This is a genomic window from Muricauda sp. SCSIO 64092, from assembly GCF_023016285.1.
GTDB lineage: Bacteria > Bacteroidota > Bacteroidia > Flavobacteriales > Flavobacteriaceae > Croceivirga.
The window spans coordinates 1,366,933-1,391,346 of sequence record NZ_CP095413.1 but is presented as its reverse complement, the minus strand read 5'-3'; the positions used below and the strand labels follow the sequence as shown (position 1 = coordinate 1,391,346).

General features: G+C 42.6%; 14 protein-coding genes. 1 reads left to right on the top strand and 13 read right to left on the bottom strand.

The genetic code is table 11. The features are described 5' to 3' along the window. Positions 1-253: 253 nt before the first annotated feature. The 9 genes from L0P88_RS05800 to L0P88_RS05760 all read right to left on the bottom strand — a co-directional run bounded on the left by L0P88_RS05800 (position 254) and on the right by L0P88_RS05760 (position 13,389). Complete coding sequence (locus L0P88_RS05800) at positions 254-1,204, bottom strand: aldo/keto reductase (RefSeq protein ID WP_247133672.1); 951 nt, start codon at positions 1,202-1,204, stop codon at positions 254-256. A gap of 223 nt (positions 1,205-1,427) precedes the next feature. Continuing rightward, complete coding sequence (locus tag L0P88_RS05795; protein WP_158776765.1) at positions 1,428-1,634, bottom strand: hypothetical protein; 207 nt, start codon at positions 1,632-1,634, stop codon at positions 1,428-1,430. Positions 1,635-1,942: 308 nt separating this feature from the next. Continuing rightward, complete coding sequence (locus tag L0P88_RS05790; RefSeq protein WP_247133671.1) at positions 1,943-3,604, bottom strand: sodium/sugar symporter; 1,662 nt, start codon at positions 3,602-3,604, stop codon at positions 1,943-1,945. Between the two features lie 125 nt (positions 3,605-3,729). Beyond that, positions 3,730-4,779, bottom strand: a complete 1,050-nt coding sequence (locus tag L0P88_RS05785) for a UDP-glucose--hexose-1-phosphate uridylyltransferase (protein ID WP_247133670.1) — start codon at positions 4,777-4,779, stop codon at positions 3,730-3,732. Beyond that, a complete protein-coding gene (gene galK / locus L0P88_RS05780) occupies positions 4,776-5,897 on the bottom strand; it encodes a galactokinase (RefSeq protein ID WP_247133669.1) in 1,122 nt (373 codons plus the stop codon). The genes L0P88_RS05785 and galK overlap by 4 nt, the downstream gene beginning before the upstream one ends. Positions 5,898-6,031: 134 nt before the next feature. After that, complete coding sequence (locus tag L0P88_RS05775; protein ID WP_247133668.1) at positions 6,032-7,204, bottom strand: family 43 glycosylhydrolase; 1,173 nt, start codon at positions 7,202-7,204, stop codon at positions 6,032-6,034. A gap of 167 nt (positions 7,205-7,371) precedes the next feature. Then, complete coding sequence (locus L0P88_RS05770) at positions 7,372-8,553, bottom strand: hypothetical protein (protein ID WP_247133667.1); 1,182 nt, start codon at positions 8,551-8,553, stop codon at positions 7,372-7,374. A 246-nt stretch (positions 8,554-8,799) separates the two neighbouring features. After that, positions 8,800-10,275: a RagB/SusD family nutrient uptake outer membrane protein gene (locus tag L0P88_RS05765; RefSeq protein ID WP_247133666.1), complete on the bottom strand. Its 1,476-nt coding sequence runs from the start codon at positions 10,273-10,275 to the stop codon at positions 8,800-8,802. Positions 10,276-10,320: 45 nt separating this feature from the next. After that, positions 10,321-13,389 carry a SusC/RagA family TonB-linked outer membrane protein gene (locus L0P88_RS05760; protein ID WP_247133665.1) on the bottom strand — a complete coding sequence of 1,023 codons (3,069 nt, stop codon included), beginning with the start codon at positions 13,387-13,389 and terminating at the stop codon, positions 10,321-10,323. Positions 13,390-13,702: 313 nt separating this feature from the next. Here L0P88_RS05760 and L0P88_RS05755 point away from each other — a divergent pair, with 313 nt between their 5' ends. Next, positions 13,703-17,803, top strand: a complete 4,101-nt coding sequence (locus L0P88_RS05755) for a two-component regulator propeller domain-containing protein (RefSeq protein ID WP_247133664.1) — start codon at positions 13,703-13,705, stop codon at positions 17,801-17,803. A gap of 418 nt (positions 17,804-18,221) precedes the next feature. Here the strand turns inward: L0P88_RS05755 and L0P88_RS05750 are convergent, their stop codons facing one another. The 4 genes from L0P88_RS05750 to L0P88_RS05735 all read right to left on the bottom strand — a co-directional run bounded on the left by L0P88_RS05750 (position 18,222) and on the right by L0P88_RS05735 (position 24,404). Then, positions 18,222-19,403, bottom strand: a complete 1,182-nt coding sequence (locus L0P88_RS05750) for an aldose epimerase family protein (RefSeq protein WP_247133663.1) — start codon at positions 19,401-19,403, stop codon at positions 18,222-18,224. Between the two features lie 225 nt (positions 19,404-19,628). Further along, on the bottom strand, positions 19,629-21,125 hold the full coding sequence (locus tag L0P88_RS05745; protein ID WP_247133662.1) for a sulfatase: 1,497 nt from the start codon (positions 21,123-21,125) through the stop codon (positions 19,629-19,631). 11 nt (positions 21,126-21,136) lie between these two features. Next, the gene (locus tag L0P88_RS05740) at positions 21,137-22,978 is read right to left on the bottom strand and encodes a glycoside hydrolase family 2 protein (RefSeq protein WP_247133661.1); all 1,842 of its coding nucleotides are present in this window, start codon (positions 22,976-22,978) and stop codon (positions 21,137-21,139) included. A gap of 13 nt (positions 22,979-22,991) precedes the next feature. Further along, positions 22,992-24,404 carry a sulfatase-like hydrolase/transferase gene (locus L0P88_RS05735; RefSeq protein ID WP_247133660.1) on the bottom strand — a complete coding sequence of 471 codons (1,413 nt, stop codon included), beginning with the start codon at positions 24,402-24,404 and terminating at the stop codon, positions 22,992-22,994. Between the last annotated feature and the right edge of the window lie 10 nt (positions 24,405-24,414).

Genomic DNA, 24,414 nt, shown 5'->3' with positions numbered 1-24,414 from the left:
TATCATAACTTATGAGAATGACTATTTTGCCCTTAGACATTCCTTTAATTGGCGATTTAATGAGACAGATTGCGAATAGAAGAGGTTTCCCAAGAAAGGTTCGTTTTTCGGGATTTTAACATGAATCCAATGCACAGAAAGGATATGCCCATTTGGTTTTTCCCTGTCGTTTCCAATCGTACCATGAATCATAGGTGTTCACCATGAACATTTTGGGGTCATCATGATGCACGTATTGATTTTCGACTTAAGGTTATGCCCAAATATCCTTCAATTGGTACGGCCCGTTCTCAAAGACCCAAAACTCACCGGAGAGGTAACGCCGACCCTTTTCCAAGTTTGAGATCATCTCCATTTCTTCGGAATTCAATTGTATGTTCCGGGCTTCAAAGTTCTCCCTGATCCTTTGGTCATTGGTGGACTTGGGAATTACGGAAACCCCGCGATGTAATGACCACGAAATCAAGACCTGGGCCGGAGTAACATTCTTAGATTCCGCAATGGAACGAATTATCTTGTCTTCAAGCAGGTTCGGTTCATTTTCAGCCTTGAGCACGCTGGGCCTATCCGATGATCCAAGGGGAGAATATGCCGTTAAGGGTATCCCATTTTCCCCACAAAAATCCAAAAGGTCATTTTGTTGAAAATAGGGGTGGGTCTCTACCTGGTTCATTTCCGGTTTTATTGTCGAAGTACCCATCAGTTTGGAAAGGTTGGCCTTTCCAAAGTTTGATACCCCAATGTGCTTTGCGAAACCTTTGTGCACGACTTCTTCCATGCCCTGCCAGGTATCCTCCAATGGAATCTCATCCAGCGATAGAAAATCAGCAGCGGATGTAGCCAGATATACCCCTTTCTTTAGGGCCACGGGCCAATGGATCAAAAAGAGATCTAAATAATCCAGCGACAAATCCCTCAGGGTATTTTCCATGGCCGGAACCACATCCTCCTTTCTATGGGAATCGTTCCAAAGTTTTGAGGTAATCCAAAGTTCTTCCCTACGGACAATGCCCTCTTGAATACATGCTTTAATGGCCTCTCCGATTTCTTGTTCGTTGCCATATATGGGAGCACAGTCCACATGTCTGTACCCAATCTTGATAGCGGTTTTAACCGCTTTAAAAACCTTTCCTTTTTCAGATTTCCAGGTTCCAAGACCCAACATGGGCATGTTGTCCCCATTCGTAAACGTTATAGGTGTCATATCTTTTTTTGTTTTGGGTTCGTATGCTATGATTACGCTCAAAAAACAAAGTTATACATCACTTTTGATGGTTTGGCACATTTTTTTGGTATACCTAGTGGAAGTTATGGGAAGGAAATTGTCTAAAATCGTTTTGCCTTAAGAATACTTGTGACGTAAAGGGGGTTTTAGGCCCAGTACCTACTATGGAAGAAATAAGGAAACAGGAATAGCGGTCCCAATGTCATTTTAGTTTTCGAGGAACGTATTGTTTTTCATTATCGTACCAGGCTGTGGCTATTTCCACAGCTTCAATAAAGGCTTTTTCCTTCGAAAAACCATGTACGTCAATCATCCCATTGGCCAATAGAAATGCTTTTTCACCGATTTTGGTCCTATTCTTTTCCTTTAGCCTACCAAAAAACTCTTCCCGCGTAAATTTTTTCCCCATCCGGTCAATCCATGGTTTAACCGAGTGAAAATACTGATTTTTCCCAAGTAAGGTAAATATGACATCCAATGGTTATCAAGCTTTCATGGACCGGGAATCCAAAAAGAACTTCTTGGACCGGACAAGGTGGTCATGGCCCGGAATCTTCCCCCTTTTCGTTTCACGGGATTCTTGATGGGAACATTTCGTGGGCGCCCTACTTGGCAACTCTTAAAGCCTCGGCATAGGCATCGGGCAAAGCTTTGTGATAGGGTCTATGGGTGTGCCCAAAAACACATCACATTGGTATTGGCGTCCTTTATAATCTGCTACCAGAAGAGGGCATACACTGCTGTGAGTATGATTAAAATGACAAATGCCCCAACATTGAACAGCGGACTGGTTCTGAAAGTTTCCCTGTTGTACGTAATACCTTTGGCGTCATCCCTACCACGGTTTTGGAGATGGCTTGCCAATATGATTACGATGATGGTTATTAAAAAAGTCAATCCCATTTGATCCATCCATGGCAATGATGGGAATATTGGTTCCAAAGTACTTCCAACCATCCACCCTTTAGGCCCTACCTTAAAGAACAAGGCAATGGGCATGGAGGCCAACACACCAATAATTGCACCTCTGTTGGTTGTCCTTTTCCAGAAGAGCCCCAATATGAAGACGGCCAAAATCCCGGGGCTTACAATTCCGGTATATTCCTGTATAAATTGGAAAGCCTGATCTATTCCACCCAATAAGGGAGCTATTGCCGCGGCAATGATCAAGGCAATTGCCGCGGACAAGCGCCCAACACCCACTGTTTTTTTGTTGCCTGCGTTTGGATTGATGAGTTGTTTGTATATATCCATTGTAAAAATTGTGGAAGTGGAGTTCAGCATGGATGCCAAAGAGGACACAATGGCAGCCGCCAAAGCAGCTATGGCCACCCCCTTTAGTCCGGTTGGTAAAAATTGCATCAACCACGGATATGCTTTATCGGAAGCTCCCTGGGATGGAATGTTCATTAAACCTTCCGCTCCAAGGCCATGCAACATCTCAGGGTCGTTGATTATCACAAAGGCGGCAATGCCCGGTATGACCACCACCAATGGGATGACCAGTTTCAAAAAGGCGGCAAACAATATCCCTTTTTGGGATTCCTTAAGGGATTTGGCCGCAAGGGTCCGTTGAATAATGTATTGGTTAAACCCAAAGTAATAGAGGTTGGCCACCCATAATCCACCTACCAGGACCCCAATACCGGGTAGGTTGATGTATTCAGGGTTACTCTTATCCAGAATCATATCAAAATGCCCTGGCGCGGCTTCGAAGACCGTTTTTAACCCACTTAAGGCCCCCTGGCCGCCAGAGACTGTGTCCAGCGCCAGATACGTGGTGACCAAACCACCCAAAACCAGGAAAACAACTTGAATGATGTCCGTCCATGCCACCGCTGATAATCCACCATAGAGCGAATATGCCGCTGCGAACAGTGAAAGGCCGATTATGGCGTATATCATATCTATTCCCAAGATGGTCTCCAAGGCCAGTCCTCCCAGGTATAGTACCGAGGTAAGGTTCACAAACACATAGAGACCTATCCAAAAAATGGCCAAAATGGTCTTTAAATTTGTTGAAAATCGCTTTTCCACAAACTCAGGAATTGTATAAAGTTTCTTTTCTATGAATATGGGAAGAAAGTATTTCCCCACAATCAAAAGGGTTATGGCCCCCATCCATTCATACGAAGCAATTCCCAAGCCCAGGGCAAAGCCGGAACCCGACATTCCAATAAATTGTTCGGCAGATATGTTGGCGGCAATAAGCGAAGCACCAATGGCCCACCAAGGGAGTGATTTGCTGGCGAGGAAATAATCTTCGGCTGTTTTTTGCCTGCCACTTTTGGTTCTGGATACCCAAAGTCCAATAACGAGTATAAGCAGTGCATAAGCTACAAAAACAAGGTAGTCCCAGAATTCAAAATTGTGTTGCATAATCGTAATTTGTCTTAGTTGGTCATTTGTATATTCTTTTCCTGTTCGCAGGGCCCAAAAGCATATGATGGAGCCCCAACTCCAACACCCTGGCCATTTCATTTAGGGGCGTCAAGGTTGCGATCTTATTCTTGGCATTTCAAACTGTAATGTGTAGTTGATAGCTTTCTCAAGACATCCGCTGCTTGCTCAGCTGTTATGTCCCGTTGCGGGTTGGCGAACATTTCATAGCCCACCATGAACTTCTTGACCGTTGCAGAGCGCAGTAAGGGAGGGTAAAAGGACATATGGAAGTGCCATTCTTGGTGTTCTTCCGTATCTGTTGGTGCCTGATGGATTCCGGAGGAATAAGGGAACGAGGTTTCGAATAGGTTGTCATATTTTATGGTCACTTCCTTTAAAATGGCTGCAAAGTGTCGTCTTTCACGACTTGAGAGTCGGGAAATGTCCTGCAAGTGTTTTTTTGGGGCAATCATAACTTCATAGGGCCATACCGCCCAGAAAGGAACCAAGGCCAAAAAATCGTTGTTCTGCGCAATGATACGTTCATTTAGCTTGATTTCCTGATCCAAATAATCCTTAAGCAAACTTCTCCCATTTTGCTCCCAATAGGTGCGTTGCTGCCTTGATTTTTTTTCCACTTCCAGGGGAATTGAACTTTGTGCCCATATTTGCCCATGTGGATGGGGATTGCTACAACCCATCATTGCACCTTTGTTCTCAAATATCTGAACATGTTTGATATCTGGATTGCTCCCAAGTGCCCGATATTCCTCCTGCCAAACAGCAATAACTTTTTCAATATTGGAAACCTCCATTTTAGGAAGCGTCAATGAATGATCCGGGGAAAAGCAGATCACTTTGCATATGCCCATTTCCCCTCTTGCCCTTAGCAACCCATCTTCAAAATCGTCCCTTGGAGTGTCCTCCAGAAGAGCCGAGAAATCATTGACAAAACTAAATACGGACGTATATGGTGGATTTGTAGCCCCACTTGCCCTGGTATTTCCCGGGCAGAGGTAACAATTTTTGTCATACAAAGGCCTTTTTTCATCGGCAATTTTTTCTTGTTTTCCCTGCCAAGGTCTTTTGGTGCGATGGGGCGAGACCAACACCCATTCCCCGGTCAGGATATTGTACCGCTTATGCGGATGTTCATTTAGGTTAAGCTTCATGTGGGTTGTTTTGTGATCGATGTTCCTTCACTGGGGAGGGTGATAAAATGGGAAAGTTCAATATTGAACGCTTTTTTATAGGCTTTTGAAGCTTCTTTCACATACGAATCAACGGCACTCTTATGTATGATGTTCAGGGTGCATCCGCCAAAGCCACCTCCCATCATTCTCGCCCCAAGAACCTGTTCTTTCGTTTTTGAAAAATCCACCAGAAAATCAAGTTCGGGACAACTTACCTCAAATTTTTTGCGCAATCCCTCGTGTGTATCGTACATCAATAGTCCCATTTTAACAAGGTTACCTTTCCTCAGGGCATTCACGGCCTGTAAGACCCTCTTGTTCTCCTGAACTATGTAGGAACATCTGTTGAACAGTGTTTCCCCAAGTTCTTCTTGACAGTCCTCCAACATTTTTTCGGTGACGTTTCTGAACGATTTCCCTATTCCAAATTTTTCCGCCACCACTTCCAATCCATCCTCACACTGCTGTTTTCTTACATTGTACTCCCCGGTCGAGAGTTTATGCGAAACATTCGTATTCAACAACAATAAACGGTAAGGATTGATATCGATAGGAATATATTCGAAATCCAACGACCTGCAGTCCAAAAGCATTACATGGTTTTTTTTGCCCATTATGGACGCAAACTGATCCATGATACCGCATTTGGTGCCAACGAAATTGTGTTCCGCCCTTTGGCCCAGCTTTATCAGTTGCCACTTGTCCAACCCTAGGTCGAACAGTTCATTGAGTCCGAAGGCCAGGCCGCATTCCAAGGCGGCAGATGAGCTTACACCGGAACCAATGGGCACTTTACTTTCCATGGTACAGTCGAAACCTCTTAGGCCATTGGAAAGCTTGCCCATTTCATGGAGTACCCCCAGCACATAGTTATGCCAACCCTCGGTACCTTGGGAAAGATGGTCCAAATCTACGACCAGGATGCTTTCAAAGCCTTTGCTTTTGATGGTACAACGGTTGGCCGAACCATTTTTCCTAAGTTTAAAATAAATGCATTTATCGATTGCCGCAGGTAGGACAAAGCCATCATTGTAATCTACGTGCTCACCAATAAGATTGATTCTTCCCGGTGATGAAATTCTAAGTTCTATTGCCAAAAAATTTAAAAATAAAATTACTGCATAAGCATAATATGTACTTATCAAAGGTACTGGAGCTGTTGACTTTAAAAAGTGTTGATCTGTTCAAAAAGGGGACAAACTTGTTGCAAATGGCACAGGATGGAGTACCTTTAAAAATCCTGGGCTTCGTCAGGCCCGGGATTGGCATAATTTGGGTCTTTTGCCCTAATGTATACATCACCATCATTTTTAATGGTAACCTCTAACGGAACAATGGTCGTACCTTGTTTGTTTATGGTTTGGGCTGTTCCGGAAAGGTCCCTGGTCTGAATTCCATCGTCTGAAACCGGTGGCACATCCCCATTATAAAATGCAGTACACCACCACCTACCTTCCTTATCCTGAAACGGAGTACCGTGACCTAGAAACCTTCCCACAAAACGTCGAGGGCCATAGGGTCCCAAAATGGTATCGGCAATACAGTAATACAGATTATAGGAACCTTTTCGCATCTTATCGGTTGACCAGGCAGTACCAAAGTGTACATATTTATTTCCAATCTTACGTAAAGTTGCGCCTTCATGACCTATCACCCGATCTTTGGGGTCAATTCGTACAGGTGCTGAGGCAAGGCCCTTGAAACCGGGTTTGATAGGAGCAATTTTGGTATTTCCCCACAGTAAGTACCAAATACCATTATCATCAAGAAAAAGTGATGGATCGTGTTTTGAATGCATGTCCGTTTCCATTGGGAATATAAAATCGCCATTCCACTCCACCCCCGTGGTAATGGCCAAATTGGCGCCATTTTTAACAGGTGCCGGTGAAGTATGGACAAAAACCCATTTTCCATCAATCTTATATAATTCAGGCGCCCAAAGCCGCCAATCGGTTCTTGGGCCATCAAATTTTTCTGAGAACCTCCCTGCCCAATAGCCCTTGTCCAAAGAAAATGGTGCGCCAACATACTCCCAGTCCAACAGATTCTTACTTCGCCATACATTGATATCCGGCCCCACAATACTGGGTGTTCCATATAATTCTTGGTTTTGGGCGTCAAGCCCTGTATTATAGGGCTCCGTTTCCTCTCTGGGGTCATCCTTCTTTGGTGTGGTCCCCGTAAGGTAATAGTAACCATCATCGGCCAAATGGATATAAGGGTCACGAATCCATCCACTTTTTAAATATATGGCTTGGTCATGTGACTTTAACAAGTTGGTTTTCTCCTCTTCAATGCGGGTCGTTGCCTCCTGAACATTTTCATTTTTGACTATGTTCTTTTTTTCATTGCAGGAAATCTGGATACTGATAAGTGCTATGGCCAATACCTTTGTTGTCTTCATATTTCTTTATTAATTGTTGTTAGTGGATTTATAAATTCCCCAAGAATCAAGTTTGGGCTTTTACTTTGAAAGGCGCTTGACAGTGATGGTAAAAGGAAAAGTAGGCCCAATATCCAATATCTGTCCCAAATCCGTTTTTTCAAAAAGAAAGGGGCACTGGTCATAAGCTACTTTTTGATAGTCGATTGTTTGACTTTTCCTTTTTCGACCAGTTCAACAAAATCATCAAAATGTAAAGGGTTGGCCGAGAATTCACCTTTTTCATTTTTCATAAGTGATTTTTGGCAAAATATGGGATTGATAAACCACGCGGGGGACTTGGGAGTCATCTTTTCGGGGCAACTTTGTTGCAAAAGGGGATACGTTGCCAAAACAACCCCATACTTCACAAACCTATCGTAATAGATTTTTAGGTTGTGTTTTGGAAACCAATCGCGGGTGGCAAACATATCGGCCCATTCCTGTTGGCTAACCCCTTGCGAATTGGCCTTGGTAAACCAATGGTAAAGCTTCCAGTCGGGGTTCAAATTATATTTCTCAACGAAAGCTTTACCTGTATCATTAATGGTCAATGGTTCCGCTAATTTTTTTCTATACAAGCGATACAAAGAGAATTCTGGTACTATCATTGGTTTTGTTGGCATAATACTTCTGACGTATTCAAAAGATTGGTCAATTTGGATGGTATCTGAAATATGCAGGTGTACCGCCAATCCCATAATTCTGTCATCCCCATGGGCAAATTCAATCATTTTTCGTACACCAGGTTTTTGTTGTTCCTTTTTCATAAAGAGCCTTGGAAAAGAGCCCACATAGATATCCGGCATATTGGCACTATCCCTTTTCTTGAAATAGGGCAGTACAACTTCGGTCAATTGCCGTTCAGTAAATCTTACCAAAGCAACCATACCGTTTTTGTCTTCTTCCAGGTCTTCTTGCATAGTTTCCAAGTTTGGCTCATTGCCCAGTTTAAAAATCGTTACATACGGGCCAACCAATTCCAAAATCCTGTAAGCCGTTTCGAAATAGTGTTGTTCTTCAACCGAATCAGGTAATGGAAGTCTTTTGTCGCGCATTTTAAAATCCCAACGAAAACCAAAGGCAATTTTGTACCCTTTTTCTCCGGCTTTAATTACCTTTTGAATTCCCGGATCATTTTCGATTTGAAGTTTACCTTCCACATAATCCAATAAACGAGGAGTGGTGCGGATCCATTCAACTTTTACTTTTTTTAGGTATTCAAAATCAATTATTTCTGGGTTGTGATTGAAATTTGAACCCAGCTCTTGCCCAATAACGGGGTTCATCAAAAGCGTTAATAATACTGTAAAAAGTGCTTTATTGGCCATGGAAAAGATTTGATAAAAAGTGGGACATAACTCGTTAGCCCCACTTTACTTAACTAAACACTAACTCAACTGGGGCGTGTTAACACTAATCCAAAAACAGCCTTTTTTGCCCTTTTTCCGTCTTTCTTCGTTGGTTTTCTTAAACGTAGCTTGGCTATGTTTTGCGAAAAACGCCTCAAAAGCCAAAAAAAATGCTAAAAAATACATAGTTTCCGTTTAGTGTTAACACGCCCAATTAAAAAAATACTATTCGTAGCCCTTGTTTTGGGCAACATTGGGATTGGCATTTATTTCATTTTGTGGAATCGGTAAAAGATTGTGTTTCTCCGCTGCAGCCGATATTCCCCTATCCTGTGCGTTGGAAATCAATTTGCCATGACGAATTAAGTCCTCCCTTCGCTTGCCCTCAGCAACAAATTCCCACCCTCTTTCTGCCAATATCAAATCTCGGAAGTTATTGGTTGAACCGACTTCATCTATGGTGTAAGCAGCCACACCTGCCCTAATTCTTACCCTATTTACCAAATCCACACTTTCTTGTGTTGGACCATTTATCTCATTTAGTGCCTCAGCCCTCGAGAGCAAAATGTCGGCATAACGTAATGGCATTAGATCCAACCCACTGAAATTCCCTGTTTGCGCATCATCAAAATATTTTAGGGAACGCATATTATCTGCATTATCCCGAAGATTTACCGTTTGTCCTCCAGCATTGACATATTCCCGGACAATGGTCAAAAGTCTTGCATCACCGGGGTCATAGCTGTCTACAAAAGCATCCCTAAGCCTGTATTGGGTAGCCCAATTGGCCATGCCCGGTCTCCACTCAAACTCGGGAATATTGGGTGCCCTACGAAATCCCGGAGGAAAGGCCCCATTCTGATAGTTGGTATGGTTGCCCTGCACATTAACCCGTGGTGCAGACACTATAATTTCGCGATTACGTTCGTTTTCTATAAAAAACAATTCCCTAAAAACGGGAAATAACCCATAGTATTCCAAATCCATCAATTGTTGGGATGAGGTAAGCACTTTATTCCATTGTTTTGTATTCAAAAGAAACTTGGTCAATACTCCCAGCGCGTGACCTTTGGTCGCCCTACCGTATTGGGACTCACTTCCAGGATTCGGAAGATCGGCCACAGAAGCATTCAACTCGGCCTCAACAAAGGAAAGGATTTCCTCGGACGTTGCACGTGACAATTGACCTGGTTCTGCATTTAAATCACCAGTGGTTCTAAGTGGAACAGGACCAAAAGTCGTATACAGTCCAGCATAAGCAGCAGCCCTTAAGTACCTGGCCTCAGCCCTGAACAAAGCCTTTGTTTGGTCGTTTATATCAGAGTTTCCAATATTGTCTAGAATTACATTGGCATCCCGTATGGTTCGATATCTTGGCAACCAGAAATCGTTGTATATCCAAGGCGTAGTTGGGTCCCATGTAAAGTTTACAAATAGGCCTAACGTCCTATTCTCACCTCCGCCTGTATTAAAGCCCATATCAGTACAGACTTCGTTCATGTTTATGGTATTCTTGGCGAAGGTTATATTCTCAAATCTGTAGGCCGAGTATAAAACTGCCTCTATCCCAGCTTCTGATTGGAGCACATTGCCTTCGGAAAACTCGCCAGGCGGAAGTAAATCCAGTTCATTTGAACAACCAGCGGCCAGGGTAAGGACCACTGTCATCAAAATCCAATATTTTACAGCTCTCTTTTTCATCTTTCTATTTTTAATTATTGCATGGTTTTTCATAATGGGTCAGGTTTAAAACTCTACATTGAAACCCAGTAAATAAGTTCTGGCAAAAGGATAAGCGTTGTAGTCAATCCTTAAATTATTACTGCCACTTGCATTTGCCACAGGATCTACACCCGAATAATCGGTTATGGTAAATAGGTTTTGACCGGTTACATAAACTGTCAACCTGTTAAAAATGTTCAGGTTTTGGATAGGAACCTCATAGGATAATTGTAAGGACTGCAAACGAATATATGAGGCATCTTCAACTGTACGCGAGTTAACTTCAGTACCTCCTTGTGGGGATACAAAAGACGGGAACTCGTTGGTAGTATTGTTGGGTGTCCACCTATTCAAATAGGGTTCTGCCAACTTATTTCTTCTGAAGTTAATCGGAAAATAGGTGTCCACTAAATTGTTGTTCAGCGTATTGATTCCCTCAACACCTTCCAAAAAAGCACTCAATGTCAGTCCCTTGTAGCGAATGGTATTGGTCCATCCCCAAGTATAGTCGGGGAAAGGTTTTCCGATTACCACTCTATCATCTCCATTGATTTCGCCATCACCATTCTGGTCCGTATATTTCAAATCACCAGGCACCCTACCAAAAACGGCTGCCTCATCTTCTTCGCCCAATTGCCATACGCCTTCTACATTAAATCCATAATATGAATTCAAAGGATCACCTGGTCTTGTAATCGTAGCATTATTGACAAATCCAAGGCCTCCTCTTATAATTTCCTCGGCTTCGCCAATATCCAGAACATTATTGGTAATGGTTGTAAGATTAAAATTGGTGTCCCAACTAAAATCCGGAGTTGAAAGGATTGAAGCGTTTACGGTAAATTCAAACCCATAGTTTTCCATACTTCCAACATTTTCCACCCTACTTGTAAAACCCGTATTGGAAGGTTGCGGAACGCTTAACAGCAAATCTTCCGTCTGTCTGTTGTAGTAGTCAATGGTACTGGAAACCCTACCGTTCCATAGGCCAAAATCAATACCTATATCCAATTGATTGGCTGCCTCCCATTTTAGGTCAGGGTTAGGGATTCTTGTGGGTAAAATCGTAGTAAATCGCTCAGAATCCAAAACCACTGTGTTGGCAGTATCGAAACTTCCCAAAAATAAATAATTTGCAATGCTCGCGTTACCAATACTTCCGTAGCTCGCTCTCAATTTCAATTCAGAAATGGTTTGGCCATTTTGCAAAAAGCTTTCCTCATGTACTTTCCATGCAATAGCGCCCGAAGGAAAATACCCCCATCTATTCTCAGGCCCAAATCTTGAGGAACCATCTGCCCTTATGGAAGCGGTAAACAGGTATTTATTATTCAGGGAGTAATTGACCCTTCCCAGATAAGAGTTGAAAGTTGCTTCCTGTCTTCCACTACCCAATCCATTTAAAAGGGGGTCACCGCTGCCAATAGCATCAGTTCTTAAATCGGGTAAAGCAAACCCTCGGGCATTTCCATTGAACGTAGTGCTACCGAAATATTCATAGGTCGCTCCAAAAACTGCGTTGATGTTGTCATCGCCAAAGTTTTCGTTATAGTTGAGTGTACCTTCTACCAGATAGTAGTCGGTCCTACCTGTCAATATTGAGGCAATACCTCCCTGACCCGCACCTTCGATGGTCGTTTCATCAATAAAAACATCCCTACGGGTATTGTTGACATCGGCCCCCAAACGCGCTTTCACGGATAATGTGGGAGCCAAAAAGTATTCCCCATAGATGTTTCCATACGTCCTAAAGGATTTGGCGGTAGCATCTTCCCCATTCAACAGTGCTACGGGATTATCGATTTGGGGACCCACAAATTCAGATTGTTGCAAGTTGCCATCAGCATCAAAAACAGTAATGGTGGGATCATAGTTGATCGCCGCATAAACGGCACCTGCATTTTCATTTAACCCAACACCATTCGAGGCGAAATCATCAAAAACATATGAGGAATTTAAGTTAAGACCGAACGCATATTTTTTGTCTTCCCTGACATCTATATTTACCCTAATGTTATAGCGCTCAATACCAGAATTTTTAACGATACCATCTTGGTCAAAATAATTTAGCGAGGCATAATAGGTCGCTTTTTCAGAACCTCCCGAAACAGCGATATTATGATTATGAATAATTGCATTTCTTAACAATTCATCTTGCCAATCGGTTCCATTGTCCTGGATTGCGGTAACACGTTGTGCCTCACTACCGCCACCTTCATCGATTATAGCGTTTAAAACATCTCGATAATCCGTTGGTGATAGCACCTCAAATCGATTGGCCACGGTCTGCCATGCAACATAAGAGTCATAGTTGACCTTCATCTTGCCCGCACGACCATTCTTTGTGGTAATCAAGACCACCCCATTGGATCCCCTTGCTCCGTAAATTGCCGTAGCTGAGGCGTCCTTTAAGATTTGAACTGATTCTATATCAGCGGGATTCAATGTATTCAAAGGGTTCCGTGGATTCTGACTGCCCACAAATCCCGCACCAGTACCTGCAACCGGCGCACTATTATTTGACGGTACGCCATCAATAACATATAATGGTTCATTACCAGCGTCAATGGAGCTTGCTCCCCTAATGTTCACTGACATTGCGCTACCAGGCTGACCACTTTTTTGTGATATCTGAACACCGGCGGCACGTCCTTGAAGCGTCTGCTCCAGTGATACGTTGGCCCCTGGTGTTAAATCGTCAGCACTAACAGAAGAAACTGCTCCGGTAAGGTCACTTTTTTTGACCGAACCATAACCTATGACCACCACTTCGTCCAGTAATTGGGCATCTTCCGCCAAGGAAACATTTATCGTTGTTCTTCGGCCTACGGTTTCTTCCATGGGCAAAAATCCTACATAACTAAAGACCAATACACTGTTCAAAGGGATATCCGCAATTGCATAATTCCCATCAAAATCGGTTTGTGTTCCATTGGCGGTTCCCTTAACAACCACGGTGGCCCCTGGAAGGGGGGTGCCATCGGTATCCGTTACCGTACCTGATACCGTTTGTGCAAAAGCATTGAAGTTGCAAAGCATTGGAACGATTACGGCAAGCGTTATCCTAAAAAGGTATTTACATTTTTTTTCCATAAGTGTTGGTTTATTATCAGTTAATCAAGTTTCTGTTCTGTTTAAAAGTCCAGATTCTTATATTTTTTCGTGTACCCCAAAATGGCGGCGGTCAGGCCCTCATCATATACATTAAAACCATCATCCAACCATTTTAGAAGTGCTTTCATTGCATTTTTTTCATTTTCAAAAGCTATTTTTTAAAAATTCATTATACAATGTTAATATTTTGCAAAATTGATTTTCTGTATATTTGTGCTTATAAGTAGCATTTTTGTTGAGAATGCCCTTTATGATTTGCGGGACCATTTATAACTTAAAAATGTGCGTATCCATGTTCAAGAAGACGCGAAGGGCTTTTGGGAGACCGTCCATTCCTGAGCTATTTTTAATAGCAATACTTTTATTTTTGAATGTAAAACTGTTTGGACAGCACTATGACATTGTAAAAATCACTACTGAAAATGGGTTGTCGCATAGTACCGTATTTGCTATGACCCAAGATGATAATGGCCTAATGTGGATTGGTACCATGGAGGGGCTGAACAGTTATGACAGCCACGAAATAAGGACCTTTTACAAAGAGGACCACAAGATGCTCCCCTCCAATAGGATCAACGCCCTTTTGTATGCAAATGGGGTGCTCTGGATAGGGACGGACAAAGGACTTGTAAAATATCTCCCCAATAAGGAGGCTTTCGAACCGGTCATCGGGTTACAGGGCTTGTCAATAAATGATATTTTTCTCTCGACCGGTTCGGAAATCTTTATTTCGACAGGTATGGGCCTCTACAAAATCAACAAAAATGGAAAGTTAAGTACGCTAAGGTCAGAGGGTTTTTTTCGTTGTGTTGTTGAGTATAGGACCAATGTGTTTTGGACTGTTTCGGAGAACATAATACAAATGATCAATTCCAATGGTGAACGTATCAAAGAATACGAATTGGATGTTACTCCTGCCCTTAAAAATCAATCGGAAAAACCTACTATTTTTAAGCTATTTAAGGACTCGCAGAGCTCCATCTGGGTTGGAAGTACCCTGGGTCTATTTCAATACGATTATGGACAGGATCGTTTTTTGAAAAGTGGTCTTATTCGTCCTTTTGGCAGTCCAGAGTACATTGTGATACGAAATATAATCGAAGATCATGAAGGGAACCTATATTTTGGTGGGGAAGCAGGTATTACCGTGGTGGATAAAAAAGGAAAGGCAAAAGCGCATATCGGACAGGCCTTTCAATTGCCCAATAATCTATCGGATAAAGCCGTTTATTCCTTATTTGTAAGTCAAGAAAACATTGTTTGGGCAGGTACCTATTTTGGTGGCATAAATTATTTCAGGCCCAAAGGGAAGGCATTCAAGCGTTTTATGCCCAGTGAGTTTGAAAATTCGGTAAGCGGTAAGGCCATTAGTCAGATACTGCAAGTGCAGAATGGGGATTTATGGATTGGTACCGAAGATGGCGGCATTTCAATATTCAATAAAACAACGAAGGGTTTTGAATATTTGAGGCACAACCCGGAAAACCCCAATTCCTTAAGTAGTGACAATGTCCATGCCCTTTTTGAGGATGATGACGGCACTATTTGGGCGGGGACTTTCTTTGGCGGTCTTAATAGGATAAATCCAAATACCCGTAAGGGCAAAGTTTTTACCCATCATCCCAATACATCGACCAGCCTATCGAACAATTACGTGTATGCCATACTCAGGGATTCCAAAAAAAGACTCTGGGTGGGCACGGATTCCGGAATCAATCTTTTTCATGATGCCACGGAAACCTTTGACCGTGATGTGCTCCCGGAATTAAAAAATAAATTTATTTACGACATTTTAGAAGATAGCAACTCGAATCTTTGGTTTTGCACCCGCTTCAACGGGCTTTATAGATTGGATATAGCGACGGAAAAATTGGTCAATTATTCCAACAAAGGCCCCAATGCTTTCGATTTGTGCACCAATGAATTTGTAGCTGCTTATGAAGATTCGGATAGGAATCTATGGTTTGGCGCGATGAATGGGGGACTGGTCTTTTTTAACCCTGCAAACAATATGTTTGAATGCTTTGGAAGGGAACAGGGTTTGCCAAACAACAATGTTTATGGCATTGTTGAAAATCCTTCCGGGGGGCTCTGGCTAACAACAAACAAGGGATTGACACTTTTTGACCCCAAAACCAACAGGGCCAAAGTTTATACCACAGCTGACGGATTATCGTATGACCAATTCAACTTTAAGTCTTCGTTTATGGACAAACAAGGTTGGGTTTATTTTGGGTCTGTCAATGGGCTTACCTATTTCCATCCGGATTCAGTGCATACCATCAATAGGACATCAAGGCTTTTTTTAAAGGACTTACTGCTGTTCAATGAACGAATCCCTATTGCCAATGGTTCCCCGTTGGAATTTTCGCTGAATGAGACCCAACATATCACTCTGGAACATGATCAAAATGCCCTGACCCTGGAGTTTATCGGTGTTGATTATTTGAGTGGGGGAAAGAACTCATATTCCTACTTCCTTGAAGGATTTGATAATGATTGGAATGATGTAGGTGACAAGAAAACAGCAACTTATACCAACCTGCCCCACGGGGAGTATGTATTTCATCTAAAGACAAATAGCACCGAACCTGAACTGTCTGCCCGAAATTTGGCCATCACCATTCTGCCTCCTTTTTGGAAGACCACTGGGGCATACGCCCTCTATTTTGTCCTTTTCGCGCTATTGGCATACATAAGTTTTTTCTTGATACGGTTTATCCAGGCCAAAAACCTGGCAATTAAGTTGGAAAAAGTTGAAAACGAAAAAATCAGGGAAATAACCAAAAACCGTTTGAACTTCTTCACTTTTATATCGCATGAGTTCAAAACACCTTTAACGCTCATTAATGCTGCAATTGAACAATATTCAAACAGCAAAACAGTATCGGCCGTACCACGGACAAGTGAACTGCAAACCATCCAACGAAGCGCAAAAAAGCTGAACCATTTGGTAAAGCAACTGATGATGTTCAGGAAAATAGAAACCAAACACGAAAAACTTCATCTGGTCAAGGGAGATGTGGTACTTTATCTTAAGGATACAGTTTTTGCCTTTGAGCCCTTATTTCTCTCTAGAGGACTGCACTCAAGCATTTCCAGCAACATGGACAATTTTTATTGTCATTTTGATGGTCACAAGCTTGAGACCATCGTAACCAATCTATTGTCAAATTCAATAAAGAATACCGATAAGCGAGGTAAAATCATGGTTGCCCTTACTATTTATCCGCCGAAAACTGAAGATGACGGTTCCAGTATCACTGTGCAAATCAAAGACACTGGCCATGGTTTTGATGAAGAACAGCATCAAGAACTGTTTTCGCCTTTTTACACAAACTCCTCGAATGACACGGAAAAAAACGGGTCGGGGATAGGTCTTTCCTTGGTAAAAAGTCTGGTGGATTTCCTTAAGGGTGAACTCACGTTTCAAAGTGAGTTGGGAAAAGGGACCACATGCACGGTCAACTTGCCACTTCTGATGGAAAATCCGTCGGACGATACCGTAGAAGCCGTTATGGGCAACAAGTCCATTCAATTGCCCTTGGATCTTGTAGAGGAAACGAATGAAATTACCGAGTCTACGGAAATCGGCAACAACCTTACAAACCAGACCCTCCTGATCGCCGAGGATAATACGGAACTACGCACGTTCCTAGCGAAACATTTTAGCTATGAATTTAAGGTCATTACAGCTAGAAATGGAAAAGAAGCCTGGAAAAAACTGGAAAAGGCGATGCCGGATATTGTAGTGTCCGATTTAAAAATGCCGTATTTGGATGGCAACGAACTTTGCCAAAGAATAAAGTCAGATTCTAGGTATAGCCATGTTCCCGTACTTCTTCTTACCGCACAATCTACTGAAGATCAAAAACTTAATGCTCTTAATGCCGGTGCAAATGCCTTTCTGCCCAAACCCTTTAATTTGAATGAGCTGGATATTAGCGTACGTAATTTATTAAGTTCAACAAAAAACTTTGAATTACGTTTCGCAGCATTGGTCCAAGACAAAATGGTTACGGGCATTCCTACAAACAATAAAGACCGGGAATTCAAACTACAACTTGTCAATCTTATCGAAACCAATATCGACAATCCGGATTTTACCATAGAGGAGCTGGCAAGCGAACTTGGAATCAGCAGGTCATTGCTGCACTTAAAAATGAAAAAAATAACCAATGGCAGTGCATCCGATTTTGTCAAGACCTTTAAAATGGAAAGGGCCAAGCAGTTCATAAAAAAGGGCTTGCCCATTGCCGAGGTAGCCTATAAAGTGGGTTTCAGCGACCCCAATTACTTTAGTAGGGCATTTAGAAAATATACGGGTATGTCGCCCTCTTCCTTTATCAAAAAAGAGCGCTCTTTGCTCATGGAAAATGAACTTGGTTCTTAATGCTCCAATCGGGGAGAAAATCCCTCGCTTTTAGGCGAAGACTTTAGTGTTGCCCGATTGAGGGTTATTCGGTTACCTGCCTTGCCGGCAGGCAGGTTGGGTTATTTGTCAATAAGTGTCACTTGTGGTCAAATGGGTATACGACAAATTTCACTTATTTACCGAAAAAAGGTGGCAGGCCTGGCAGTTTTTACTTCGACTCATTTCGATTTTTCGACTTCGCTCAGGGCAGGCAAGCTCAATGCAGATCGCTCAGCACAAGCAAAACCTCATCAGGTCTTTTTCCCCTCGATTTCGTCTGTATCATCGAGGAAAAAAGTGCTTGTATTTCCAAAAAGTGAAATTTATCGTGCATCCGGTCAAATCTTTGGCCTACTTACAGTCGGAATCAAACCTATCGTCTTTAGGCTATAGTAGTTTAGTTTATTACGGAAAATTTATAAATACATGTTGATTTATAGGTTTCATGCGGGCTTAGGACAGTACTTGGAAAACTGGCTTGGTTGGGAGAATCCGGAAAGTGTTGTGTTTCCAAACAAAAAGCTCCCCTAAAATCATAGGTTTTGTCCAATTTGCCTTCTTCGCCTTTCAAAAAATTACCTCCATAGAACTGAAGTCCCGGTTCATTGGTCCATACTTCCATGGTTCGTCCGGTTTCCGGCTCTACCACTTTAGCTGCCAGTGAAAGGCCATCGCTGTTTTTGGTGCCAGTGTTCAATACAAAGTTGTGGTCATAGCCCAGACCATATTTTAATTGTTGGTTTTCTGAATTCAAATCTTGACCAATAGGTTTTAGTGTTCGAAAATCAAAAGGTGTATTTTCTACCTTCTTAAGCTCTCCGGTAGGAATCAAATCTTTGTCTACCGGTGTAAAGCGGTCTGCATTAATTTGTAACCTATGATTGTTTATGGTGCCATTTCCATGCCCTTTTAGATTAAAAAATGAGTGATGGGTAAGGTTCAGGACCGTTTTTTTGTCCGTTTGGGCCTTATAATTGATGATCAACTCATTCTCATCGGTCAACCTATAGGTTACTTTTACGGAGAGATTACCCGGATATCCCTCTTCCATATGGGGTGAGGTTCGATAAAATTCAATTTCATTGTTCGATTTTTGTTGACCATCCCAAACTACACTTTCAAAGCCTTTGTTTCCGCCATGTAGGTGGTTGCTACCGTTATTGGTTGCCAATGTATACATCACGGTATCGATTGAAAATTTGCCTTGTGCTATTCTATTGCCATATCTTCCTATGGTAGCCCCAAAGTATTTTTCCCTGGCCGTTCTGTATTGGTGCAATGATGGGAACCCGAGTACGATATCGTCAAAATTCCCATCCTTGTCGGGCACGTACAATGAAATTAAGCGCTGGCCATAATTGGTAAATGTTGCCTCAATACCATTTTTGTTTTTCAAAGTATATAGCCCTACTTTTTTTCCTTCGATTTCAGTTTCAAAATTTGATGCTTTTATTTTTGAAAACGTAATGCGTTCAGAATCTACCATATGAGAATTGTTTCCTTTTTTGATTTTGTCCTTGCAGCCACTGATTCCAAATAAAACTGGCAGCAAAACGATAAGTATATGGGACTTTGACATGATGTGTATCGCATTATGGATGGCGTATTGTAAAGCTAACCGTTATTTCGATTTATAAACAATTTAAGATGATGCAAAATGTGGTAGCATATGTTGTAATTTAAACGATGGCCGTCATCGGGATTACAATCCACAACAACTCCCTTTACTTAGGAAAAAGTGGGGTTGAAAAAACGACCCATGGATCAATTATAAGTGAGGTTCCCATGTCATAGCCTTTTTTGATCACCTCAATTCTTTTGCCCTTGGATATTGGTTTAAAATATCCTCCATTGCCTTTACGATCTTTTTATGCTCCTTGGCGATGTTTTTGGTTTCTAAGGGGTCTTCATCATAATCATACAGTTCGTATACCACGTCATCCAAATCTTTTGAATTGGTCCATCGTACCATACGGTATCGCTTGTTACGAATGGCCTCACCAATGTAACTCCGTTTTTTGTAGGCATGATAGGCATGATCTTTAGTGACTTTTGTGGGATTTTCCAAAACCGGCTTAAGACTGATTCCATCCAATTTTTGGATGCCAACAGGTTGCGCCAAACCTGCCAAATCCACCAAAGTAGGATAAATATCCACGGTTTCCATAAATTGTTCGGTACTTGCTCTTTCCTTGGTAATCCCAGGGACCCGAACTAAAAATGGAATCCGTGTGGGTTGCTCGTAATTTGTATGCTTCGTCCAAATACCATGGTCACCCAAATGCCAACCATGGTCACCCCAAAGCAATACTATGGTTCTTTTGTCAAGTTCCAGTCGCTTTAATTCATCCATGACTTTGCCCAACTGCGCATCCATATAACTAATACTGGCATAGTACCCATGAATAAGGGTTCTTTTAAGTTCTTCGGAATAGGCTACACCTTTGTCCTCCGGTACGGGAAAAAACTGTGTGATTTCACCGCCCCGCTTTTGTGCAATCTGTGGGGCATCCTTTGGAAAATCTTCAAATTCGGGCATGGGCAACTTGGCTGGATCGTACATATCCCAATACTTTTTGGGCACCGAAAATGGAAGGTGTGGCCTGGCAAAACCTATGGCCATAAAAAATGGCTTTTTTTCTTTTCCCAATTTACGCAGACGGTCAATGGCATGGCGTGCCACACGCCCATCGGCATAAGCATCGTCGAGTACATCGGGCATTTCCCAAGCCGCCCCCCGGGGCAAATCCTTATTTTTTGGAATGTTTTTCAGGTGTTTTCTCGTATTCTCAAAAAAGGCTTCCTCACGCGTCAAGGGACCTTCTTTACTTTCGGGCAAGATGTATTCAATGACCTTATCCTTTCGGGAAGGCACGCTCCAGGATAGCCCATCATCACTTTGCCCATGACCCACATGATACACTTTGCCCATTGATTCTACGTGATAGCCATTTTGCTTAAAGTATTGGGGCAAGGTGACCGCTTTAGGAAAGGTCTCCCTAAAATTTCTGCCAAAACCATAGATTCCTGAACTTGTGGAGCGCATGCCCAACATCAAATTGTATCGGGAAGGCCCACAAACGGCTTGGTTCACATAAGCACGCTCAAATTGGAGACTGCTTGCGGCCAATTTATCGATATTTGGGCTTAGCGCAGTGGTATCGCCATAACTGCCCAAAGCAGGTTTGAGGTCATCCACCAAAATCATCAAAATATTGGGGTATTCTTTTATAACTTCCGATTGACCGTTGCCATGGGAACAAAAAAGTGCAAGTAGCACTATGAAAACTGTATTTTTCATCTTGCGCCCTATTATTTTTTATAGAGTACTTCATGCATTTTTGCCAAGGTTTCCACAGGCATTTTGACAACCTTCCTATCGTAGGTAATCAATCCGTTTACCTCACCCTCAACATCCGTGGTCTGCGTGTAAATTGCCGCTGAGAGTCCATTTTCTTCCTTCATTTTTACGATTTGGTCGAATTTCAACCTGTAATTTTCGAGTAGCTTCCCTTCGGAATCATAGGTCTGATATCCCCAATTTTTAAATCCTGGCTTCCACAGATGTCCATCTACGGGAAAACCGATGCCCCCGTACTCCCCAATGACCGATGCCATATCCTTTGAAATGGAAGGAATCTTCACTTCCTTTTGATAGGAATGGATGTCATATATTTCCCCACAGGGCCGTAACGACCAACCGCTTACAGCGTTAATTAAACGAGAGCCATCCAGGGCTTTGACCATATCCGCAATCCTACAGGTATCGTACTGCCCCCAACCTTCGTTGAAGGGAACCCACATTACAATGCTAGGGTAATTGTAATGTTCATAAATCATCTGTTTCATCTCATGCTCGTACTGCATTTTGGTTTCGATGGTCAGGTGTAGATCGGGAGCGCCTTTTTTTGCGTGTTGTAAATGAATGGGTCGCTTTTCCGGTTCAGGATTTGGCACTACCATCATACCCGACGGCATATCTTGCCAAACCAACATCCCCAATCGGTCGCAATGGTAATACCAGCGGTCCGGTTCTACTTTTATGTGCTTGCGAATGGTATTGAACCCCATTTTTTTTGTCATTTCAATATCCCATCGCATAGCTTCATCGCTGGGCGGCGTGTGCAATCCATCAGGCCACCAGCCTTGATCTAAGGTTCCATACTGGAAAAGTGGTTGATTGTTCAAAAACAGGTATTTACCTCCTTTATGGTCACCCAAACTGATTTTTCGCATTCCAAAATAGCTTTTGATCTCGTCCAAAACTCGGCCTTTTTCATCGATTAAAACCAAATCAAGATCGTAAAGAAAAGGGGAGTCGGGAGCCCAAAGCTTGGCGTCTTCAATGGAAAGGGTTGCCAGTTCTTCGGCAGCAATTTCTGTATTGGCAACCAACTTACCCTGAGAAGAGGCTTTGATCCTGACCTGGAATTTTTCAGGGGAGGGTTTGTTCAGCATGGGCACTATGGAAACGGTTCCATTGTCGATATCAGGAGTTATCTTCACCTCCTTGATCCAAGCTTTTGTGGAGACCCCTTCCAACCAAACCGTTTGCCAAATACCACTCACCGGGGTATACCAAATCCCCTGTGAGGGCAACTGTTGTTTTCCCCTGGCTTGTGAACCAAAATTACTTGGGTCATCAACAGCGACCGTAATGGTATTCTTCCCTTTCTTCAAATACGGCGTGATATCAAATGAAAACCTATCATATCCGCCTTTATGGCTTCCCACAATGACATTGTTGACCCATACCATTGCTTCATAATCAACAGCTTCAAAATGAAGGATAATATCTTTTCCAGCAAAGCTGTCCTTCAGCTCAAAATCCTTGCTGTACCAAAGTCGATGTTGAGGGAGTACCGTTTCTTGAATGCCGGATAGTTTTGATTCCACCGCAAAGGGTACCAAAATCGTTCTTGAAAAATTTTGAGGTCTTCCCTCGGTTCGTTTGCCAAGGTGAAAATCCCATGGTCCATTCAAATTTTGCCAGTCTTCACGTTCCAATTGTGGCCTGGGGTATTCATTCCAAACCGAATTTTCGTCAATTTTTTTTGCCCATTGCGTCACAAGGGCGGTTCTATGTGGAGTTACCTGACCTACCATTGCGGTCATAAAAAGGCCCAATATTGTAAAAACTAAATTTTCCTTCATTTTCTAATGGTTTTTAATTTACGAATACCACAGTCTGCTCATACCAATCCAAGATTTCCTTGGTAAAAATTTCGACACGTTCCATATGGTCCTGTGCTATGTTACTACTTTCTTTTGGATCGTGTTTTAAATTGTACAGTTCTGCACCGGTCCCGTCTTCATTGACCAAAAACTTCCAATCTGCATATCGCATGGCCAATTTGGGAGTCATAAATTCGGGATTGCCGGGAACAGGCTGGTTGGGGAAGTACCAGAATATGGGTTCTTTTCTTGATTGTGATGTCCCATAAATTGCTCCATCCAATGGAATACCATCAAGATTGGGTGCAACCTCTTTGAAATTGGAATCGGTAAGGTTCATTATCGTGGGAAACAAGTCCATTACAGCTCCAACCGTGGTACTGTCCACAGAATTTTCAGGGAGATGCCCTTTCCACTGTACTAGTAAGGGTACCCGAATCCCTCCTTCATATAGGCTCCATTTTCTACCCCGTAAATTTCCTTGGCTTGATGGGGGTTGTCCGTTGTGTTTATAATATCGCGGCCAATCGGTAGGCCCATTATCGCTTGACATGATAATAATGGTATCATCAATCAGCCCCATGGACTCCAGGCCCTGAACAAACCTGCCCACCTGCTTATCAGTTTCTTTGAGCACAGCAAAAAATTTGGCTTCTTCCTCATCCCTCGCGATAGGCCTAAACCCTTTAATTTCAGATTCCGTTGGTTTAAAAGGGTCATGGACATCACCGGGAAAGATATTGACATAGAAGGGTCGATCCTTGTTTCGTTTTATGAACGAGAGCGCGCTATCAACATAAATTCGTGTAATATCCCTTTTGGGTATCCTGGCAATCCTGCCCTTTCCCAATTTGGCACTCCTATTGCTTAGGGCATGGTCCTCTAAATCAAGTATTCGGTCGCCTATGCCTTCAAAACCAACAAGGCTCTGGTCATAGCCATAATCAGTAGGGTAGGGGACATTGCCAATATCTCGCCCTCCGCCCATATGCCATTTCCCAAAATGTGCCGTTGCATATCCATTATTTTTCAACATTTTTGGCAACAAGGGTCCTATGGTATCCAAAAAATTGGCCTGCCTTCTTGCTTTATTGTTTTTTGTACTACCAACAACCCCATGGATTCGCCTTCTGAAAGGATACTGACCAGTGATAAATGCCACTCGCGATGGTGAACAAACGGGCGCGTTGCTATAAAACTGGGTGAACTTTATACCATTTTTGGCGAGGGCATCAAAATTTGGAGTAACGATTTTATCATTGCCATAGCAACTTAAGTCCCCATAACCCAGATCGTCAAGAAAAATGAAGACCACGTTGGGTGGCATAGGCCTTTCCTTTTCTGCTTGGGAACAACCTAAAACAAAGCTGGCCAAAAAGAGGTATGATAGGAAGATTCTAAACATTGGCCTAAAA